This is a genomic window from Pseudoalteromonas sp. SG45-5 (assembly GCF_014164085.1).
Taxonomy (GTDB): domain Bacteria; phylum Pseudomonadota; class Gammaproteobacteria; order Enterobacterales; family Alteromonadaceae; genus Pseudoalteromonas; species Pseudoalteromonas aliena.
In genome coordinates this window covers 32,530-52,904 of sequence record NZ_JACJEM010000031.1, presented here as the reverse complement: position 1 = coordinate 52,904, position 20,375 = coordinate 32,530, and the positions used below count along the sequence as shown (strand labels likewise).

Below are 20,375 nucleotides of genomic sequence, written 5' to 3'. Positions count from 1 at the left end.
TCATGCTGTTGTGTGGTAACAAGCCTAATTGCACGTTCACGAAATTCTGATGTATAGCGATTTGATTTTTTCATAGTTCCAGTTTCTCAAGTTATTGAGTCTCTGGCAAACACGGGGCGATTCAAGTTAATTTTTCCGTGCGACTAACCTTTATTTAGTTATTATAAAAAACTTCGTACTTTTATCCTCTATTCGATAAAAACACAATGTAAATAGTATCTTTTAAACTCTATTTTTTATAGAGTTAAGTAAATAATATTACTAAAAAAATTATACACTAATGTCCGATTTAAAAGAGCAACTAGCACTAGAACATTACAAGTTCCTGTTATCTAAAATACAACACCTAGATGAAGCATTATTTAAAAATATAACCATGTATGGAAAGTTTATAACTTCAGTTTTTGCTTTTATCATTGCAGCGGTTATATTCGAGAAATCAGGAAAGATAACAAATGAACTTCTGATTTTGACTTTTAATCTTTCAAAAGTTTTTATACTTTTTCTTTCGCTCATTTTTGCGCTAATCACAATCGCCAATATTTTTTCATGGCGTGATTATAGAAAAGAAGAAATGGCTTTACTTCAGAATTTAACAATCAACTTTGGTAGAAAAGCACCAAGTTTCAAAAACATTCTTAGATGGGTAGAAACTTGGTTTTTGGTGGCGTTATTAGTTATTTCAATAGTTGCATTTAATTTAGAAAATTTCTTAATAAGCCTAATGTAGGCTTATTACAGTAATTATATTCGTTTCATTTCTGTTCCATCAAGAAACCAAAAACTTTTATCTTCATATTCTGACCAAAAAGATTCAGATAGCTCTTTAACCATATCATCTCTAGTTTGAAGGCCAGCTTTAATAATTGAGTTTTGCTGTTTCATTCCTGTAAATAAAATACTCCATCCTTCTTTAACTCCTTTAACGTATGCGGGATCTTTTTCCAATAATTCTGATAGGCTACTCTCTTCTACATCACTTAAGGTTCTAGGTGATACAAATACAAATACAACATTGAACTGCTTATCTTCAAACATTGATTTGTGAGAGTTAATTTCACTCAACCAAAATCCAGTTCTTCGGCTATGAAAACTATAAATTTTGTCTTTATCATCATTCCCAAATGAATCTATTTCTGGGGAGTATAGCCCCATAGTCTCACTGATCATTACAGGATCTTGTTTGAATAATGCCCCTAGTCCATTACTATATGAATTTATCTTAATTCCCTTATCTCCAATTTTGCCTTTAAATGCAAATTCTCCTTTCTCCAAAGCATTAAAAAGCCTATTTGGAACAACAGGTAACATCTCAGAAATAAGATCAAATTCAATAGATTCATCCCACGATGATGAAATCAATATTTCATCATCTCTATACCCATATGCGTCTGATATATTAACCAATTGAAAGCTTTGGCCTGCTTGAATATAAACTTTGTTATTCGTCACAGATATTGATTCGGCGGAGAGTAACTTACCCAACAAGATTTGTTCGGCTACCTTACTCTTTTTAACATTGTTAGGAGATTTGATTACTAATTCTTTTGCTTCAATAAAATTTTGAATAGTTGTATCTGTGGCAGTAAGTTCATTAAGTTCAGACCAACTAACATTTCCTACATCAGAATTGACTAACTCACGAATTAAATAAGAAGAAGCGAATTCAAACCGACTAAATATATAATTCCAAATTAAGTTAACTTCATTACTATCAGGAAGTAAATTACAGGATTCTATATGTTTCTTTACTGTTTCTATTATTGAATTTATCAGCTTTATCGTAATTGAACTCATGCATTGGGACAGGTTGTCAGGCCACGAAGTAACCGATTTCCGATCAACAGATAATTGTGGCCTAATATCACCAGTAAAATTTAGTAGCGATATACGCTCTATGGCAGCCAAATTTTCAATTTCTCTGTCCAATGAAACATTACTGTCAATTGCAATCCCATCAATGCAGACACCATATTGTCCAATGAAGGGGCTTACATTCAATGCCTTTACATCGTTAAATGGAAATCCATTCTTTGGTAAGCAAATTAAACACGTTACCTGAATTCCTTGGTGTTCTATAAATTGTTTATAATTCTTTGTATTAGGAATTACTTGAGAATATGTAAAGTCAGGCATTCTCATGAAATTTCCTGAAACTAAATAATCAATAAATGGAAGCTCATCTTTTACATTTTCAAATTCACAATAGCTATATGGTTTTTCGCCAACCTCAAGATTCCTGCCACTAACCAAGCTTACTTTTACTTTAACACCCATGGTTGGGGTACTAACCATTTGATTAATTTTATTAAATAAATGGTTATCCCAATCTTTAAAGTATTTCTTATAGTGCTGAAATTCCTCATTGAGCCTATCTCCCCGACCTAAAAGCAAAAGTTCAAGTTTCTCTAGTTCAGATACTAATAGCTCTTTCTTTATAGAAGGTGATAGTAGAACTTTCACTATCGTTCCTGAAGTACCTATTCTCTCAGTATCTAATTTATTAGGAAATTTGTAATAAAAGCTTTCATGAGGCCCATCTATAGCACATGAGATAACTTTCTCATTTAGAGATTTAGTTGTGATATCAATGCGAGAACCAATCATGAAACAAGACAAAATACCTATTCCAAACTGTGATGTTGGCGTAAAATTTCCTTCCCATTGAGCTTGTTTTTTAAAAAAATCTGAAGATTTATAATAAGAGTTACCAATATTTAGAAGGTAGTTCTCAATAATATCTTTTGTCATTCCTATACCGTCATCCTGACAGATTAAGTATGTGCCTTCTTCATTGTCACTAAGAGAAAAAGTGATTGAGTTGTCTATTTGGTAACTAGATGATGATTTAAGGCATCTACATGCATCTAGAGCGTTTTGATAAAGTTCTCGTAAACAGGAATATTTGTCTTTATATAACCCTACCCCCATTAACAGCTCTAATATTTGCTTCTGATTTAATTTAAACTTTAGATCTCGAATAGGGTAAAAAACATCTTCATCATGCCTTACACCATCACGGCAAACTTTTTCATTCAATTCAGTAAGGTAATTCTTTTTCCAGTTTCGCTCAAAACGAAAGTAATTTTGAATTTCAACATCAATCCAATCAATATATTCATGGATTTTGAAGTAGTCTTTGGGAGTTCCGCAAAATGCTTTAAAAGAAATAAGACCATTTTCAATAGTATAATTAACACCATTATTTTTAACAGCCCACTCATGAAAACTATAATTAGATTCAAATACTTTAGACGCTCTGATCTCAATAGGTGCTCTATCAAAACTAAAATGAATGATGTCACCTAAACGCAATAATATAGCCACCATTTGTAAATTTGCGGTTTCTTTTCCAAAGTAATGTGATTTTGAATCTACATTCTCTATAAACGGTATATCTTCACAATGAGAACGACATATAGTTGCTAAATCCCTCGCAAGCTGTTTTCCCCATGCTGCTTGCTCTAAATTGGTTTCAAAAATCTTAGAGAGATTCTTAATATACTGCTCAATTCGCAAATGATGGTTTTCACGTATAAACCCCGTTCTTATGGATTCATTTAATAACTCAAATTCTTCAACCGATTTCAATTTTGTGAGTTTTTCTTTATGACCATTTCTAAACGATTGATAGTTAACTAATAAGTCTCCAAGTTCTTCAATAAGCTTACTTTCATCTGACGGAGAAAAAAACCACTGTGATACTTCATCAAAATTTTGATACAACGTCTTACTTTTTATAAACTCTATTGCTTCAGATAACTTAAAAGGACGCTTTAAATCATGTTTGACTGATTCAGCATCCGTATAAAACTCTTCAGTTCCTTCAGTCAATTGAAACAGCTTAATCTCCCATTCAGCAGGAGCCATTGCACAGTCATGTAAAAATGGAGCTAAGTGCAATAAAAATAATTCATAAGAGGATAATTCTTTTATAGTATTATCGCCTAACAACTCTTCTATATTTTCCAGAACTTTTTCGCTATGTGACCCATCATGTAAATCAAATTCCTTAAGAACCGTTATTACTCTTTTCAAATGTTCACGGCATTTTTTCTCTATATCAGTAGCTAAAGTATATAATTGAGATTCTATATTTACTTTTCCGTCTATTGGATCCTGTATTCTTTCACTTAGAGTTTTTATTATTTTCATTTTTGTAAATAATCCTTCAATTATGTATTTCTGACTTATCCAATGAATTAAAATGATTGGTGATGTACGCGATCAAAAACAATTAGTTAATTTTTTATTGCAAGCTTTATCTATTTCTTTTCTTTGGCTTTAATTAGCTTAATTCTTTCAATATTCGATTCTAACGCAAGAATATCTATCCCTTTCGAAAGGTTCGGGTAATACTCTGTTTGTAAAACTCTATAGTGTTGAAGATCATCGAAGTAATGAAAAGCAGAAATAACTTCATGGTTCAACAGTATATTTAATGCTGATTTCAAATATTCGCGCTTTTTCGGAACTAAACTAGACAGCCACTCTAATTTAGCAAGCAAAGCTGTGTCACTAGATTTATTTTTTTAGGTTAATAATTTATTTTTTAAGACTGCGTTACTTCTTTTCATCTACTAAATAAGCCACTTTCATCTATAAACCTAAATTATACGCATAAAAACAACTGCATTGGTGCAGTTATGATTTATTAATGAATAGTTTAAGTCTATGCCAGTAGCTTTTCGCAGTTACTGATATTCGCTCGCCGTTTTCTGTTTAAGCTTTCACAGTAACTTCCTTGTGAGCTGGGTCGCCCTACTGCGCCGTGAAATACGCGCGTAAATTGTGTGGTGAGTTTTAACCAGTTTTCTGGGGAAATATTGACTCTTTCGAGTAAGGGTAAGTGTGTACTCTCAATATACCCTCGTTTGTCCTCTCGTATACAACGTCCTGTTAACTCAACAAGTTGAAGGTACGATTTAAGCTCAAAAGGGAGTCCTTTTGGCATGATTTGACGTGGCATGCCTGCAAAGCGCAGTAGTTGTTTTGGTTGTTTGCCATCTTTTGCGTATGTTAGTCGCTTTTGAACACTGGTATGGTTAGATTCTTCTGGTGTCTTTGCCATTTTTGCTCTGATGGGGTTTAAATCGACATACGCCATGCAGGCCGCAAGGGCTGCTTCATCCAATAATGCTTGTGATGTAAAACGTCCCTCCCAAAACCTGCCAGTGCAGTTATCTTCTTTATTTGCTCTGCGAGCTATGCTTTCATTTAATAATCGCATAAACCAACTAATACTTGATAGGCGTTCTCGGTATTGCTTTACTGTTTGATTAAAAAAGATAAGTTCAGCTTTACTTAGCTTTTCACCTTGTATGTATTTTTGCGTGAGTACAGTACCTTTACAAAGTTTATGCCAGCGAATAACAATTGCTTTGTCATTCAGCCGATTCGCTTTTTTATCATCAACATACATGACTAAATGGGTGTGGTTACTCATAACAGCATAAGCACAGACATCAATACAAAACACCTTGGCTAACTCAAGCAGTTTGTCTTCAACCCACCCTCTACGATGCTCGTAGGATTGACCCGTAAAGTGGTCTTCACCACACAAAAAAGCACGTCGAACACAGCGCGAGATACAGTGGTAATATTTTGTATCAACCAAACTTACTTGTCGCTTTCTTGCAATTGCCATAAGACACCCTGCTCATTTCTCATACTAACAAAAGCCTAGTACTTAGTTCGCCAAACTGCAAAAATTAGGGTGGGTGTCTAGTTTATTCTGGTTATGATTTATCCCACCCACTAGTCCAATTGGGTCTTGGTTTATAAAGCGTTGTTGTTTGGGGCTGTAGTAGCGATAACGGTTGTAATGTAATCCGCTCTCTTCATCTAAATATTGCCCTTGAAAACGGATTGGTTGAGTGAAAGAGTCTTCTTTATTTGATTCTGCTTTTAACTCTTCATAACCATACACATCGGCTTGGTTTTCCCATACGACTTCTGCTTTGTTATTGGTTACAAAGCGAGGGGTATTCAGTTGGTCTAGGTGGTAGAAATACATCTCACCTTGTTTAATTAGCGCAACTGGGTGAAATTGATTTGGCAGGTTAATGTACCACGTATATTCACCGTGTTGGCATTCGCCGATTAACTGGTCGTTATCCCAAATGTAGTCAATTTTACCGTGCTCAGTATGCTTGGCTATACGTCGACCAAGTGGGTCGTAGTCGTATTGCGTGAGCGTGCCGTTGTTATTAAAGCAGCTTAATTGGTTAAACGCGTTGTATTCGCGGCGGGTTTTTATGCCTTTGCCTGTTTCGCGTATTTGATTACCAAACTCGTCGTAGTAAAAGTCGCTGTCGCCAAAGTGAGTTAAACGGTCTGCGTCGGTGGCACTGCTTATTATAGAATACTCGCCCAAGGAAAATACTAAATTATCAGACAGCTGAAGAGGCCTTTATTAATTAATTAGTGATTTAAGGTTTGGTGCACTTGGAACCTGAATTCGGGAAAAATTAGGGTGGGTGTCTAGTTTATTTGGGTGGTTACAATTTAGCGCTGTTTGGCGGGAATAAAAGATAAGGGCTTAGGTTAAAAACCTAAGCCCTTACAACATCCATGTTATTAAAGAGCATATTTTTAATATAGATTTACAATGACTGTATTATATTATTTCGTTACTTTTTTAGTGTTATATTGTTTGATTACAACGTGTTACCAGTAAGTTAACACCTACTATTTAAAGTGGGTGTCATTGTTATTTGTCCAATGACTGCATTATATTATTTCGTTATTTTTTAGTATTATATTGCTTTATTACAACGTGTTATCAGTAAATTAACACCCACCATTTAAAGTGGGTGTCATTGTTATTTTTGCCTTCACACTGATAAAAGCCTAGTACTTAGTTCGCCAAACTGCAAAAATTAGGTTGGGTGTCTAGTTTATTTGTCATTTGAGATGGGTGTTTTTATTATTTAAATTTTTATAAATAAAATATGAAAAAACTAAAATATTTTAACTTAGTTTTGAAATTTCTATAAATATCCATTTATAAAACCCTAAATCATCTTCCTCAGAGTTTTGATAAGGCATAACAGCAAAATCATAATTAAGGACAAATATTAATTCTTCTATACTGTATTTGCTTTCCAGTTTATTTTTATAGGTTTGCTTTATCTCTTCCCATAATTGCATTGCATTATCGGAGTACTTATCTTGCCAGTGCTCTTTCAACAATGCTGAGTTATTATGTTTTAAAGTAAATGCAGAAACATCTGCTCTCGTTAACGTATCAATATTTGGAAGTATTAATAGCGTTTTTTTCCAATACCTAGGGTAACTTTCAGGCAAGCCTTCCCATGTTTCTATTGCTAAAATTTCATCCGAACTTGGATACTTATCTTTATCAGGATCTAATGAATTTAAATAAGCAAAATCTTCATCATATTTAAAATCAATTGTAAAATCACCTTCCGAAGTTATTTCAAAACGAACTTTGTTCCAAGGAACATCATTTTCATTCTTTTGCATAAGGTGATAAAGCGCACAGAAAGCTTTTCCACATTTTGCATTTTTAGCAACTCCATTTATGATATTTGTATCAAAATTGAATTTTTTGTTATTTAAAATGTATTCCTGATTAGATTGAATTGCTCCATCAGGATTTAATAATAAAACTTCAAACCAAGCCTTTTCCCATTGTTCAGGAAGAGCATTAAACATCGCTTGCCCGATATGGTTGTATATATCATCAATTGTTTCAAACACTTTAATATTCCTTAATTATCAAATTCAAACGGAATTGGGTTTCCATTACCTATTACATAGTTACCAAACAAAGAATCTGGAGTTATCCCATCATCTGAATATTCTATCAATATTTCCACCTCAACGCCTTTACCATCTTCCAAATGCTCTGCCCACTTTCTTTCCATTTTACGCCAATCACCATAACGATTTTGGTCTTTTAACTGAGGTACCAAGTTTATTTTTTCTGCTGGGCCTTGGAATAGAGTACCAATTAAATGCCCGCCATCATAGTCAGGGTTATCCCCACCATAACTACTTTGTTTAGAGCTGCGGTGCTTTTTATCTCTTTCTTTTTGCTTTTCAATAGCTGACTTTTTGAGCTTGCCTGTAACTTTTATTGTACGTCCTTGATCATCCGTTTCATAAGTATAAGTTGCAGGTTGACCATCATGGATAGAAGTAACCTCGTATATAGTATTAGGTTTAGGGTTTTCAAGTTCTTTCGCCCAACTACCTCTTTCTCTAGGTTTATCTGATGCACTTCCAGCCAAAATTTTTACAATTGGCTTATCTACCTTGTCATTCTCTGCTTTTGGTTTTTTAAAATTGAATTTTTTAGGTTTTTCTGGCTCTTTTGGTTTTTCTGGTTGATTATTTGTGACTACAATATAACCCCCAGATTTCTTACCTAAAACAGAGCCATTAAACCTAAAATCGGATAGCACTTTTGCATCAGGGTTTTTATCTAACAACTCACCTACAGTTGCTTGTTTTAGTTCCACATCATCATCAAAATACCCTTGCTTCTTCCTCAACTTTGTTAGTTCGTCGAGGTTTGGTTCCGAAGCAGCAAATAACGCTTGATAGTAATCAGGCTTTAAACCATATTCCATCGCCTTTGAAACATCAAAAAATGGAGATTCATGTGGTGTCATAGGTGTACTTTCTAGCGGGCTCTCGAATCTCACTAATTTAGTATCAATTGAAATATGTTCAACTATTTTACCAGAAGCTCCTATAACAGGAATTAATCTATTAGTAGGGGTTTCCTCCTTACACTCTAACCCAAACGGATCCACCCAATTAATCGGATTGGGCGCATATTGATAATGGTTTATCCCACCCACTAAACCAATCGGGTCTTGATTTATAAATCGCTGTTGTTTGGGGCTGTAATAACGGTAGCGGTTGTAATGTAAGCCGCTTTCTTCATCTAAATATTGCCCTTGAAAACGAATTGGCTGAGTGAAGCTATTTGTAGTGCTTACCTCTGACTCTTCATAACCATACACATCAGCTTGGTTTTCCCATACGACTTCTGCTTTTTTATTGGTTACAAACCGTGGGGTATTCAGTTGGTCTAGGTGGTAATAATACACCTCACCTTTTTTAATTAATGCTAATGGGTGAAATTGATTTGGCAGGTTGATATACCAGGTATACTCACCGTGTTGATATTCACCGATTAACTGGTCGTTATCCCAAATGTAGTCTATTTTACCCTGCTCGGTGTGCTTGGCGATACGACGCCCTAATGGGTCGTAGTCGTATTGGGTAAGCGTGCCGTTGTTATTAAAGCAGCTTAACTGGTTAAACGCGTTGTATTCGCGGCGGGTTTTTATGCCTTTGCCAGTTTCGCGTATTTGGTTACCAAATTCGTCGTAGTAAAAGTCGCTGTCGCCAAAGTGGGTTAGCCGGTCGGCGTCGGTGGCACTGTTTATTGTGGTGTTGTTAGTGTCTTCATTGTTTACTACTGAGTCAGCGTTACTGCTATTTTTATTACTATATGGCGCTAACTCTTTGTATTCGCCATGGGTGGCGCGTGTTAAATCAATAGAAGAGCTGGCATCAGTATTTGTAGTATTTTGCTCACTACTGTCTGCATCACTTGTGCTTGATTGCACTGTTTGGCTTTGTGGGTTACCAAAGCTATCCCACTGGTAGTGTGTGATTTTATTGTTCTCATCACAGGCTAGATTTTGTTGTATTAACTGCCCCAAGCTGTTGTATTCAAAATTGATATTGTGGCTGCTAACACCTTCGTTTTTACGGGCAATCAGCTGGTTGATGCTGTCGTAATTGTACGTACAGGTATCGAATAGTGCTTGCGCTGGGTGTGTAAGCTGTTGCTGTGTTAAGCGGTTGAATACATCAAACTGTTGAGTAAGGGTAATGCTGTTACCAGACTGCTGCGTTTTAATATTGCCTTGGCTGTCGTAGTTTAATGTTACGAGCGGCTTTGCTGCGCTAGCTGAATCATTCGCTTTGCTGTTTGCTTGCTGTAAATGAATAGCACTTAACTGACCGAATTTATTGTAGCTGTAGTTAAGCGTGCTTGAGTCTGGCAGCGTCAGGGTTTGGCGTCTGCCGTAGTCATCGTAGCTGTATTGTAAGGTATGCGCTTGTTGCTGGTTATGTACTTGCTCGGCATGCAGTAGTCGCCCGCCTTTATCAAAGCGTTGTTTAAGTGTTGATTGTGCGTTGTGGGCACGGGTAATTTTACCTTGCAGGTTATAGCCGTAATAATTGGCGTTATTAACGATATGTGAGTCGCTTGCCAAGCTTGCATGTTGTGCGGTTACGCGGCCTAGGCTGTCGCGCTCTATTTTTACGTGGCGTTTATCGCTTTGTGTTACCGAGGCTAAGCGGTTACAGGCATCGTATTTATATTGTTGTAGCGTGCCATCAAATCCAGTGACTTGTGTTGGGTTTTCGTTAGCATCGTAACTTATGCGGTATACGTGGCCGTCGCTACGCTCAATGGCCGTTAAGTTACGCTCTTTGTCATAGGTTAAGTGCAGTGCGCTGCCATCGGGCTGAATAACACAATGTGGCTGGCTTAGCCCTTCAAAGTGTTGCTCTGTGGTGTCGCCTTTGCTGTTTTGTGAGCTTATTAGCCGCCCTGCGTCGTCGTAACTAAAATATTGATGCTGTTTATGTTCAGGGTCGTTTTCGTCAAAGGCGGTGGTTTGCGCAAGCTGCCCATGCGCGTTGTATTTGTATTGAGTCAGCAGCCCTGCGTTATTTATGGTGGCGTTTACACGGCCTAAATTGTCGTAGCTGTAACGTATTAGCTCGTCGTTATGGTGCTTGGCTAATAGCTCACCTTGCTCGTTCCATACAAATTGAGTGATTTGGCCATTTTTATTAATGTGTTGGGTTAACTGGCCGAGTTTGTCGTAGCTGTATAATGTGGTGCGGCCATCGCCAAACGTTTCGCTTTGCAGTAAACCCGCTACGCTGTATTTGCGCGTAATGGTTTGCCCATCTGGCAAGGTGGTTAATACCCGTTGCCCTAGTTGGTTATACGCAAAGTGAGTTTGGTTGCCATCAGGCTGCGTGATGGAGGCTAATTGCCCATAAGGCGTATAGCTGTAACGCGTTATGCTGTTATCGGGTTTAACGTCAGTTACTTTTTGCCCCTGTGCGTTATACGCGTATTGCCACACATTGCCATTAGGGTCGGTATGTTTAACTAATTTACCTTGCGCGTTGTGTACAAAGTGCTCTTTATGGCCCCGTGAGTCTATACAGGTTGTTTCGCCGCGCTCAAGGTTGTATTCAAACTGATAGGTATAGGTGTTGTTATCGCCCCATTGTTTTATACATTTAGCACTCGGTGAATAGCTATCCCACTCAAAGTGATGGCTAAAACCGCTGGCTCGGGTTCGCTTGGTTAATAAATTAGCGGCGTTGTAGGCGTAGCGTTCAGTCTCGTTTTGCTGATTAGTGGCTTGAACAAGGTTGTTGTTTTCATCGTACTCATAGGTTGCAAGTACGGGGTATATAAGCTGCTGTTTATTATTTTTATCGCTCTGATACGCTGCAATTTTACTCAGTAAACCCTGTTGGTTGTAACTAATAATACAACCACGTACTTTGTTGACTTCTATACGGTTTATGCGCTCTTTTGCATCGTAATAAAAACCAATACGTTGACCTTTCTCATTGATTATTTTTTCAAGTAACCACGAATTTTCACCGGCTTTAAAGGTCAAGTGTTGGTCGTCAGGCGTCACGAGCACGTGCTTACCATTGGTTTGATAATGCAGTGCCAGATTACTGCTTAACTGATAGCTCGATTGCCCAGGCTTTACTTTTTCAAAGCGATGTTTAGCGCCATGCTCGTCTTGGTACTCTAACCAATACGTGCCTTTTTGTTTAGGCCCTACGTTGGGTGGTGGCTGGTAATGCTCAGTTAAGCGCACCATAAAGTCGTGTCGCCAACCATTGCCCATCACACTGCACACATCGGCATGGGATGAACGGTACAGACGTCGCCAAATTAATTGTTTGCTGCCTGCTAGAGTAAAATCGATTAAAGGTAATATTTCTTCACCCGATAGCATTGAAACCGGGTCTGAGCGGCATGCTTGCTCTGTAATAGGGGTTTCACTTGCGGTCGCATTACTGGCACTGCCTGAGTTTGATTTAGGTGCTTGCGCGGCGCTTTTTCCAGAGGCAGGAGACGCGCCCTTTTTCGCTGATTTTTTACCGGCAGAGCCGCTGTTTGTGTTATCGCTTACCTGAATAGCCGACTTCGCTTTTTGGTGGTAACACGTCACAGCACCTGAAATAAGGGCTTGGGTGAGTGCGCTTGCTGTTTCGCGTGCAGTTGCACTGCGAGAGCACCCCCCCCCCGCACTATTGAGTAAATTAATGACATCGAGGCGCTTAGTAGCATCGCTTGTTAATGTACTGCCAACTTGGGCAATTTGCTTGCTTGCGCTTTCAGGAGTATTTGCCACGGCAGGGGCATAACCAGACGGCGTACTACCTTTACCAGCAACTAGGCAAATAGGGTAACTCGTTCCTTGTAAAACAACTGTATTATTTTGCATTAGTTGTGTACTTCCTCACTTATCCATAAGTATGATGCTGTTGCTTGGTGTTTTGCTTGCTCTTGTGAAATCATTAAGGCATGTTCGTAATGATTAACAATCATGGGGCTTGTTGTTAATTGGTACAAATTAACTAATCCCTCAAGGGCACCAATTTGGCCTAGTTTATAATTAGGCAGCTCATAATGTGTATGCTCATTAATTAAAGTACTGAGCAATTGTAAATTATTTACCCACACGTCGCCGTCGGGATTAATGCCATTTCCTGGCGCAAAAATGATGTCTATTGGCTGCTGAGTTTGCTCTGCTATTCGCGAAAACATACCATTTAATTGATTATGCTTTAAAAAATCGACAGTCGGTGCCAACTCAAAACTGGATTGTGACCAGCCCGATTTTACATGCTCAAACGTGGCAAGTGCACCACCAACGCCTTGGTAACTGTATTCACCTTGAGCATTTGCTTTAAAGGTTGCATCAAGTGCAATAACGTTTACTTTATCCCAGTGATTTTTTTTAGCTAATGCAACCAATGCATGCGCACCCGTTGCACCATAAAACAATAAGTGCTCAACATGATCTGGATACAGCTGCTTCAAACTACTTTCAAAAACTTGCTTAAGCTCATTTTGATATGACAACGCAGGTAAAAGCCACACCAGTGGTCTATTTAAATCCTCTACATTAGCCATTAACGCTTTAGACTTGACTATACAGTCGTATATACATATATCCCACGATTGCCAAACGGACTTCGCTGAGGCAACCGTGATCTCACCATACACAAGCTCATCAATGCTTGTTTCAGCAATAACCAAAAAATCATTAATTTCAATGCTGAAAGCGCTCATTTTTGCACTCCAGAGCTTACTTTTTCTGCCGCTACATGTCGGTAGTAGGTGTATAAATTAAATAAAGCTTGGCTGTAGCTGTCCATTGCAGACATTTGTATCGCATTTAATGGCTCATCAAGCACTTTACCCGCTATTAATCGTTGTGTTGAGAGCTGAGTTTCGTATTTTGGCCAATTCAGCTTTAACTGTTGCTGAAAATCTATAAGGGCATGCTCATCATCATTATATGCTTGAACTTGTGTTTCAAAATTAACAAGCAAATCTAGTGTCTCGCCTAATGTACGTTTAATTAGCGCTATTATTTTTTTTGGTTGCTCTAATTGCAGCAATGACGCATTAGCAAGAGGCACAAGCTTTACAAAACCGCTTTGTAATAACACCTGTAAGGTATCATCAATACAAAGCGTGTTACTTGCGTGATTACCTATTTTATTGACTTGGTCGGCGCTTAGTAATAATAAAAAAAGTGACATTAACGGTGAGTTAATCAGATCATTTTTACAAAGTTCATCGAAAATAGTGAGCATGCTTTCATTACTCGACTCTTCAGTGACTAATATAGCCTGATTTATTGCAATAAGTGCTTGTTCTGAATGCTCGCTTTGAGCCGTGTAAGCAAAAAACAACGTAGTAACGTCAAGTAACCGAATAAGATTAAAACTATGCTGTTGCAACAATACTTTACTTATAATAAGTTTTGCGAGCACCGTTAATTTGGGCTCATTTAGGACATTATTTATAAACGTTATGTTTATGTTTTGAGGCAAATTTGCCATTATTTCAATACATGCTTGGGAAACAATGGCTGGATTTTCGTCACTTTCTATAAGCGAAATAAGTAAATCCAACTTTGGCGCTGTAAATGCCCGGGATAAGTTATTGCATTTGGCGTTTAGCCAGCATAATTCTAACACTCTTTTTTTCAGCATTTTTACATGCCCTACCGACGTAAACGGACACAGCTGCGCATTACTAATAGCAAGTAATTGAGCTGGGTGATTACTTAAGTAGTTAGACAGCAAGGTTACCCACCAATTAATACAGTCGGATTGCCAACAACTATTTTGCCGCCATGTGAGCTATCATCGCCCAGTCGAGCTGCAGGTTTACCATTAATTTTAACCGTGCCAGAGCCACTTTTAATGCTATCCGGTGGACCAACGCATACCATCATGTCGCCTTTACGCGCCGCAGGTATACCGCCAATTAATACGTTAGCAGAACCTAAAACAATAGGGCCGCCAACATGAGGAACATTACCTATAAATTTAGGACAAACGTGCATGTGTCCTATTGTAGCAGCGGGCTTACCCATTGAGACTCCTTGTCTTATTACGGTTTAACGTTTATTCGTATAAAGGAATAATTAATAACTTATTTTGAGTAACTAAAAGAGATAGCTCTTCAATTAGCTCGCCTTTTGTATAATCCGACAGCGCCACAGGGCTTTGCATTGCATACTGATACAAACCAGATACAACATCTTCGCTATTGAGTGTGTTATGCAAATAAATAAAAAACTGCTGAGCAAAGTAACCATTCATCGCTTTTAAATGACTGATAGCAGGGCTTAACAAAGGGTCATCCGGCCTATTAATCGGTAAACACACTAAATGGGGCAAGCCATAACGACAATATACAACATGCCCATTATTATTAATGCCGTTTCGAAGTCCTGCTTGAAAACTATTTATTATTTCCATAATTGCATTAATTTAATTTAATTAAGCCAGCAGATAAAGTGATTGCACTACCATCAACTTTTATATTGCTGCCTTTAATATCTATATTAGTGCCTTCGATAGTGATGTTACCGCTACTGCTCATTTTTATTTGTGCTGAGCCAGTTTTAATAATAATCTCATCGCCCGCTTCTATATTTAATGTTTTACCTACTTTTAGCGTGTCGTTTTTCTTTATATCAGAGAGACGATTTGCCGTAACGTTTAAACTATCGTCATTACCTATTTCGACTTTTCGATCGTTATCTATTTTTTCATTTTGATCGTTTTTAACATACAGTTGCTTATCTTTTTCGGCTTGAATATAAACAAGCTCACTGCCTTTTTTGTCTTCAAATCGTAATTCGTTAAAGTTATCTGCGCCGCCCTCTTTTGTAGAACGCGTTTTAATCCCGCTTTGTGTTTTTTCAGCCGGTAATGCATACGGAGGCATTAAATCAGCGTTGTATATTGCACCGCTGATAATAGGCTGATCTGGATCGCCATTAATAAAATCAACAAGCACCTCTTGCCCAACACGTGGGAAAAAGAAAGCGCCCCATTTTTTTCCGGCCCAATTTTGTGAAACTCTGATCCAACACGAGCTTTTTGAGTCTTTTTTACCTTCACGATCCCAGTCAAACTGCACTTTAACGCGACCAAACTGGTCAATCATTATTTCGTCAGCACTATCACCGGTGACTATTGCTGTTTGTACCCCATTAATTACAGGCTTTTTCTTATTAATTTGTGCTCTGTAGGGTATTTCTTTAGGTACGCACTCAAAATGGTTTGAATAAACCTCGTCTGCCGCGCTTTGCTGACCACCTGATTGATTAGGCACGGTAATCGACGTCATCATTGACGTGATTACAAAGGTTTTACCTTCTAATCGAGGGTCTTCGTGCTTTTTAAAGCCAAATAATTTACCCACCGTGAATGAGCGACAATCACTTCGTCCACTCGATAGTTTCATATCTCTTTGCAGTGATTCTAACTGAACTGACGCCATGCTAGCAGCACGCGGGTGACACTCAGATTCACCTGTGTATTCAAATATTTCTGATACCGATTGTGTTGGCAACTCCGGATTAGCTTGCTCTCCGTCTGGGTATCTTGACGGCTGTTTAAAGTCGTAACCTATACGTTTAAAGCTGCCCGGCGCAATGCTTAAACCACCTTGCCAGCGCGATACATGTGATTCGCTAAGGTGTCCGGTTGAGTAAACAACTTTGGCCTCATCGCATAATTCGTAAGCTGTAATATCATCAGCTAAAACAAGTGTATGATTGCTGCTTGAGTGTTCAAAAAAGTAAAAAATACCTTCATGCTGAAGCAAACGCTGAATAAAATCAAAATCAGATTCTTGGTATTGAACACAGTATTCGTACTTAGGATAGGTTTTGCTAGTTTTGTCTGAAAAAGCGACATTATGCTGACCAAATAAATCGGCAAAAATGTCTTTAATTGTTTTCTTTTGGAATATGCGACTATTTTTACGATTACGCATTGATGCAGCAAAAGGGACTATAGTTGCTTGGTAATCTATGTAGTTTTTTTGTTCGTCAACATCGGCGGTGCGACTACCATTAGAAACAAGATGACTAACTATACCGTGGTAATAACGCTCTGCGCCCCCATCTGCATTTTTAACCTTTATTGAGACAGGCTTACCCACTAAGTCTTCATGCGTTATTTGCTTGCCAATGGTGTACATATTAGCAGACATTACAAATAAATCTGACATTGCTTCTTGGGCAACAAAACGAGTTAAGTAAAGGGCATCTTTACCAGCAGGGGTGCTAATTTGAATTACGTTTTTGTCTTGTGTTGCTTTTTGCATTCCTTGCTTTTCCCATCCTAGAGATCAAAAAAAGCTCTGAGCAAAGCCCAGAGCCATTATTAGACAACAAATATTACATTTGTTGACCTTTAACACCGCTGTAACCATATACTAGTGGCGCAGTAATGTTATTTTGGTCGTCTGTAGGTGTCACTGTCATCATCATTTCTGTGTAGCTGATAGTGATAGTTTCAATTGGACGATCGTTTTGTACTGATACCGAGTAGCTAGAAATCATCGCATCTGTTAGTTCGATTTTCATGATTTCTTCTACTTTATCACCTTGTTTAGTGATATGGAAAATAGCTGGTAAACCTTTACCAATAGTCGCTTCTTTGAAAAGATCCGGAGATGCTTTATCTTGAAGTTTAGTAATTGTTACGTCGCCTAAACGAGTAGAGCTAGATTCACGATCCATCGCTGTACCAGTGGCTGAGCTAATTTCACGGCTTACGTTCCAATCTAATGATAAAACTGTAATTAAATCTTTGAAAGACTCAGCAGTAGTTTCGCCTTTGATTGAACCGTATTTTAAATATGTATTTGCTTGCATTTGATAATGCTCCTTTTAATTAAACAATGTTATCCATTAATACTGGATTCTTTACTTTGGTTTCCCAAAATTCCTTGAAATCATTATCTTTACTACAGCAACGAAAAGGTCTTCAGAATTCCTTTCCCTAGATGAAGACAATGTCTCAAAAATTCCATGTAGTTACCTAAGACGGCTAAAATTATAATGCCCTAGAATTAAAGAAACAACCTTAATTACTAGTTATTTTTAATTAAATTGAATTAAATCTTAATTCAGCGCCAGTTCAAATTCATTTTCGTTGATTAGCAGCGAAATAGCGGTAACTTGGTTGCCATCTACCATATTCGAGAGTAAAACCTCTGATAATAAAGGTAATACTTTATTCTGTAAAATCGTGTGAATATTTCGTGCACCTGAACCTGCATTTTGACAATTAGCAATAATATACTCAATTACGTCGTCAGTATAAGTAAGCTCAGCATCATAATGCTTTTTAACACGCTTAATTATTTTATCTATTTGCAGTCCTGCAATCTTGGTAAGGATATCGTCACTTAGTGGAATATAAGGTATGACGTTAATTCTACCTAAAAATGCTGGTTTAAATGAGCCCAATAAATCATCTTGCAATGCTTTAAGTAGCCCTTTAATGCTCGGCTTACTTTCTTCATCCTCAAACAAACTCATTGTGGTATCGGTGCCTACATTTGAGGTCATTATAATAATGGTGTTTTTGAAGTCGATATCTCTGCCTTCACCATCTTTAATTGTTCCTTTATCAAATACTTGATAAAAAATATCTTGAACACCTGGATGCGCTTTTTCCATTTCATCTAGCAATACAACACTGTAAGGTTTTCTTCTAACGGCTTCCGTTAAAATACCGCCTTCGCCATAGCCTACATAACCTGGAGGCGATCCCAGCAGTAACGATACTTTGTGCTCTTCTTTAAATTCAGACATATTGATAATAGTGACATTTTCCTCACTACCGTAAACTTCTTGGGCAAGCGATAGCGCAGTCTCAGTTTTACCGACTCCACTTGGGCCAGCCAGCATGAAAATACCATTTGGTCTGCTTTCATCTGCCAGTTGAGCGCGAGAAGTTTGCACAACCTTTGCTATTAATTCCAGTGCATGGTCTTGCCCTACTACTCGCTGCTTCATTTGGCTCGCTAAATTTAAAATGCCATGAATTTCATCCTCATGCATTTTACCAACGGGAATACCTGTCCAGTCAGAAATAACCTGCGCAATTAACTCTTCATCAACCTGCCAATGCACCATATTGTGCTCAAATGAGGCAAGCTTTTGCTTACTTTCCTTTAACTTATCAAGCATTTCACTCGTTGAGCTATCATCTTCAGCGTTAATTGATTGAAGGGCTTCGTTAAGCTCAATAACAATTTCTTTTTCTACTTTAAATTGCTCATTAAGTGGTAAAAGCTGAGTTTCTATGTCAACCAATTCTGCTTTTAACGTATTTATCTGCTCTGAGTGATCTAAACCCGTTTTTTGCTCTCGATTTAGCATCAATACTTGCGTTTCTATTTCACTTAATCTATTTACAAGCTGCTCAATTGTACTTGGGGTTGATGCTTGGCTCATCGCAACGCGCGCGCATGCCGTATCAAGTAATGCAACCGCTTTATCGGGTAATTGTCGTGCCGTTATGTAGCGATGAGACAAATGCACCGCGCTCTCTAGTGCTTGCTCAGAAATAAATACCTTATGATGACGCTCCATCACCGGCACTAATCCACGCAGCATAGCCACCGCTTTTTCTGGTGTTGGCTCTTCAACCTTAACCACTTGGAAACGACGTGTAAGTGCGGCATCTTTTTCGAAGAACTTTTTGTACTCGGCCCATGTAGTCGCTGCGATTGTGCGCAGTTCGCCTCGCGCTAATGCAGGCTTTAACAAGTTAGCTGCATCGTTTTGCCCGGCTGCGCCACCACTACCAATCATAGTGTGTGCTTCGTCAATAAAAAGAATTACCGGATTAATTGCATTTTTCACTTCATTGATTAAAGATTTCAGACGGTTTTCAAACTCGCCTTTCATCCCGGCACCTGCTTGTAATAAAGCCAAATCTAAACTGTGAATTTTTACATTTTGTAAGACTGCAGGGACATCTTTTTGTGCAATTCTAAGTGCAAGACCTTCTACTACAGCCGTTTTACCAACACCAGCTTCACCGGTAAGTATTGGGTTGTTTTGACGACGTCTGGTTAAAATATCAACCATTTGACGAATTTCGAAATCGCGTCCTAAAATTGGGTCAATTTTACCTTCAAGTGCTTGCGCAGTTAAATCAACGGTAAATTGATCAAGACTCGGGGTTTTAGAATTCAAATTAGTCTGTGTTGTTGCACTTTGAACAGACTGATTGCGCTCTTCTGACTGCGCAACTATTTCTGGCCACGCATGTAAAAGCTGACCTGGTTCAATTTTATTAAACAGCTTGCTACAACGTGTTACTAAGCTTGAAAGCGTATCGTCTTTTGTTAGCGTATAAATAACATAAGCACTACGAATTTGGTTATCGGTAAATTCTATACTGGTACTTAGCCAAGATTGCTTTAATAAACTTGTGACATGAACCGATAAACTCGGCGATGATTCACTGCCGGTTTTTAACGATTCTAATGACTGGTTCAAGTCTTGTTGAACCTTATCAATATCGATATCAAATGATCCAAATATTAGTCTAACGTCATCTAGCTTTTGCTCAATCATGGCGAGTAACCAATGCTCCAGCTCAACAGTAAAATGACTGCGACTATTACAAATAGAAACAGCCGCTTCTAGACTTTTTCTACAATCAGGACTTAATTTCTCAACTAGCTTATTTAGTGTCATCGAAGACATACG

The 20,375-nt window shown here is 37.9% G+C and carries 13 protein-coding genes; 1 reads left to right on the top strand and 12 read right to left on the bottom strand.

Translation table 11 applies throughout. The features are described 5' to 3' along the window. The first annotated feature begins 280 nt into the window (after positions 1–280). Positions 281–730, top strand: coding sequence for a hypothetical protein (locus H5119_RS11570; protein WP_182702334.1), 450 nt, complete (start codon positions 281–283; stop codon positions 728–730). 14 nt (positions 731–744) lie between these two features. On the opposite strand, the gene H5119_RS11565 is transcribed toward H5119_RS11570, so the two are convergent. From H5119_RS11565 to tssH, 12 genes are all read right to left on the bottom strand, one after another. Beyond that, the gene (locus H5119_RS11565) at positions 745–4,155 is read right to left on the bottom strand and encodes an ATP-binding protein (protein ID WP_182702333.1); all 3,411 of its coding nucleotides are present in this window, start codon (positions 4,153–4,155) and stop codon (positions 745–747) included. A gap of 517 nt (positions 4,156–4,672) precedes the next feature. Beyond that, positions 4,673–5,647, bottom strand: coding sequence for a transposase (locus H5119_RS11560; protein WP_182702332.1), 975 nt, complete (start codon positions 5,645–5,647; stop codon positions 4,673–4,675). 42 nt (positions 5,648–5,689) lie between these two features. Next, positions 5,690–6,376, bottom strand: coding sequence for an RHS repeat-associated core domain-containing protein (locus H5119_RS11555; RefSeq protein WP_310737454.1), 687 nt, complete (start codon positions 6,374–6,376; stop codon positions 5,690–5,692). A 596-nt stretch (positions 6,377–6,972) separates the two neighbouring features. Then, positions 6,973–7,725 carry an immunity protein YezG family protein gene (locus H5119_RS11550; RefSeq protein WP_138586855.1) on the bottom strand — a complete coding sequence of 251 codons (753 nt, stop codon included), beginning with the start codon at positions 7,723–7,725 and terminating at the stop codon, positions 6,973–6,975. An 11-nt stretch (positions 7,726–7,736) separates the two neighbouring features. Continuing rightward, on the bottom strand, positions 7,737–12,548 hold the full coding sequence (locus tag H5119_RS11545) for a DNA/RNA non-specific endonuclease (RefSeq protein WP_182702331.1): 4,812 nt from the start codon (positions 12,546–12,548) through the stop codon (positions 7,737–7,739). Beyond that, positions 12,548–13,399: a hypothetical protein gene (locus H5119_RS11540; RefSeq protein WP_182702330.1), complete on the bottom strand. Its 852-nt coding sequence runs from the start codon at positions 13,397–13,399 to the stop codon at positions 12,548–12,550. Before H5119_RS11540 ends, H5119_RS11545 begins: the two co-directional genes overlap by 1 nt. Next, positions 13,396–14,424 (bottom strand): hypothetical protein, encoded by a 1,029-nt coding sequence (locus H5119_RS11535; protein ID WP_138585664.1) that lies wholly within the window; start codon positions 14,422–14,424, stop codon positions 13,396–13,398. The genes H5119_RS11540 and H5119_RS11535 overlap by 4 nt, the downstream gene beginning before the upstream one ends. Before the next feature lie 2 nt (positions 14,425–14,426). Further along, positions 14,427–14,717, bottom strand: coding sequence for a PAAR domain-containing protein (locus tag H5119_RS11530; protein ID WP_077535561.1), 291 nt, complete (start codon positions 14,715–14,717; stop codon positions 14,427–14,429). A 31-nt stretch (positions 14,718–14,748) separates the two neighbouring features. Next, on the bottom strand, positions 14,749–15,105 hold the full coding sequence (locus H5119_RS11525) for a hypothetical protein (RefSeq protein ID WP_077535560.1): 357 nt from the start codon (positions 15,103–15,105) through the stop codon (positions 14,749–14,751). Positions 15,106–15,112: 7 nt separating this feature from the next. Further along, positions 15,113–16,966, bottom strand: coding sequence for a type VI secretion system tip protein TssI/VgrG (gene tssI, locus H5119_RS11520; RefSeq protein WP_182702329.1), 1,854 nt, complete (start codon positions 16,964–16,966; stop codon positions 15,113–15,115). A gap of 73 nt (positions 16,967–17,039) precedes the next feature. After that, on the bottom strand, positions 17,040–17,519 hold the full coding sequence (locus H5119_RS11515; protein WP_077535558.1) for a type VI secretion system tube protein Hcp: 480 nt from the start codon (positions 17,517–17,519) through the stop codon (positions 17,040–17,042). Between the two features lie 249 nt (positions 17,520–17,768). Further along, entirely contained in the window at positions 17,769–20,372 is a 2,604-nt protein-coding gene (gene tssH, locus H5119_RS11510; protein WP_182702328.1) for a type VI secretion system ATPase TssH, read from the bottom strand. Between the last annotated feature and the right edge of the window lie 3 nt (positions 20,373–20,375).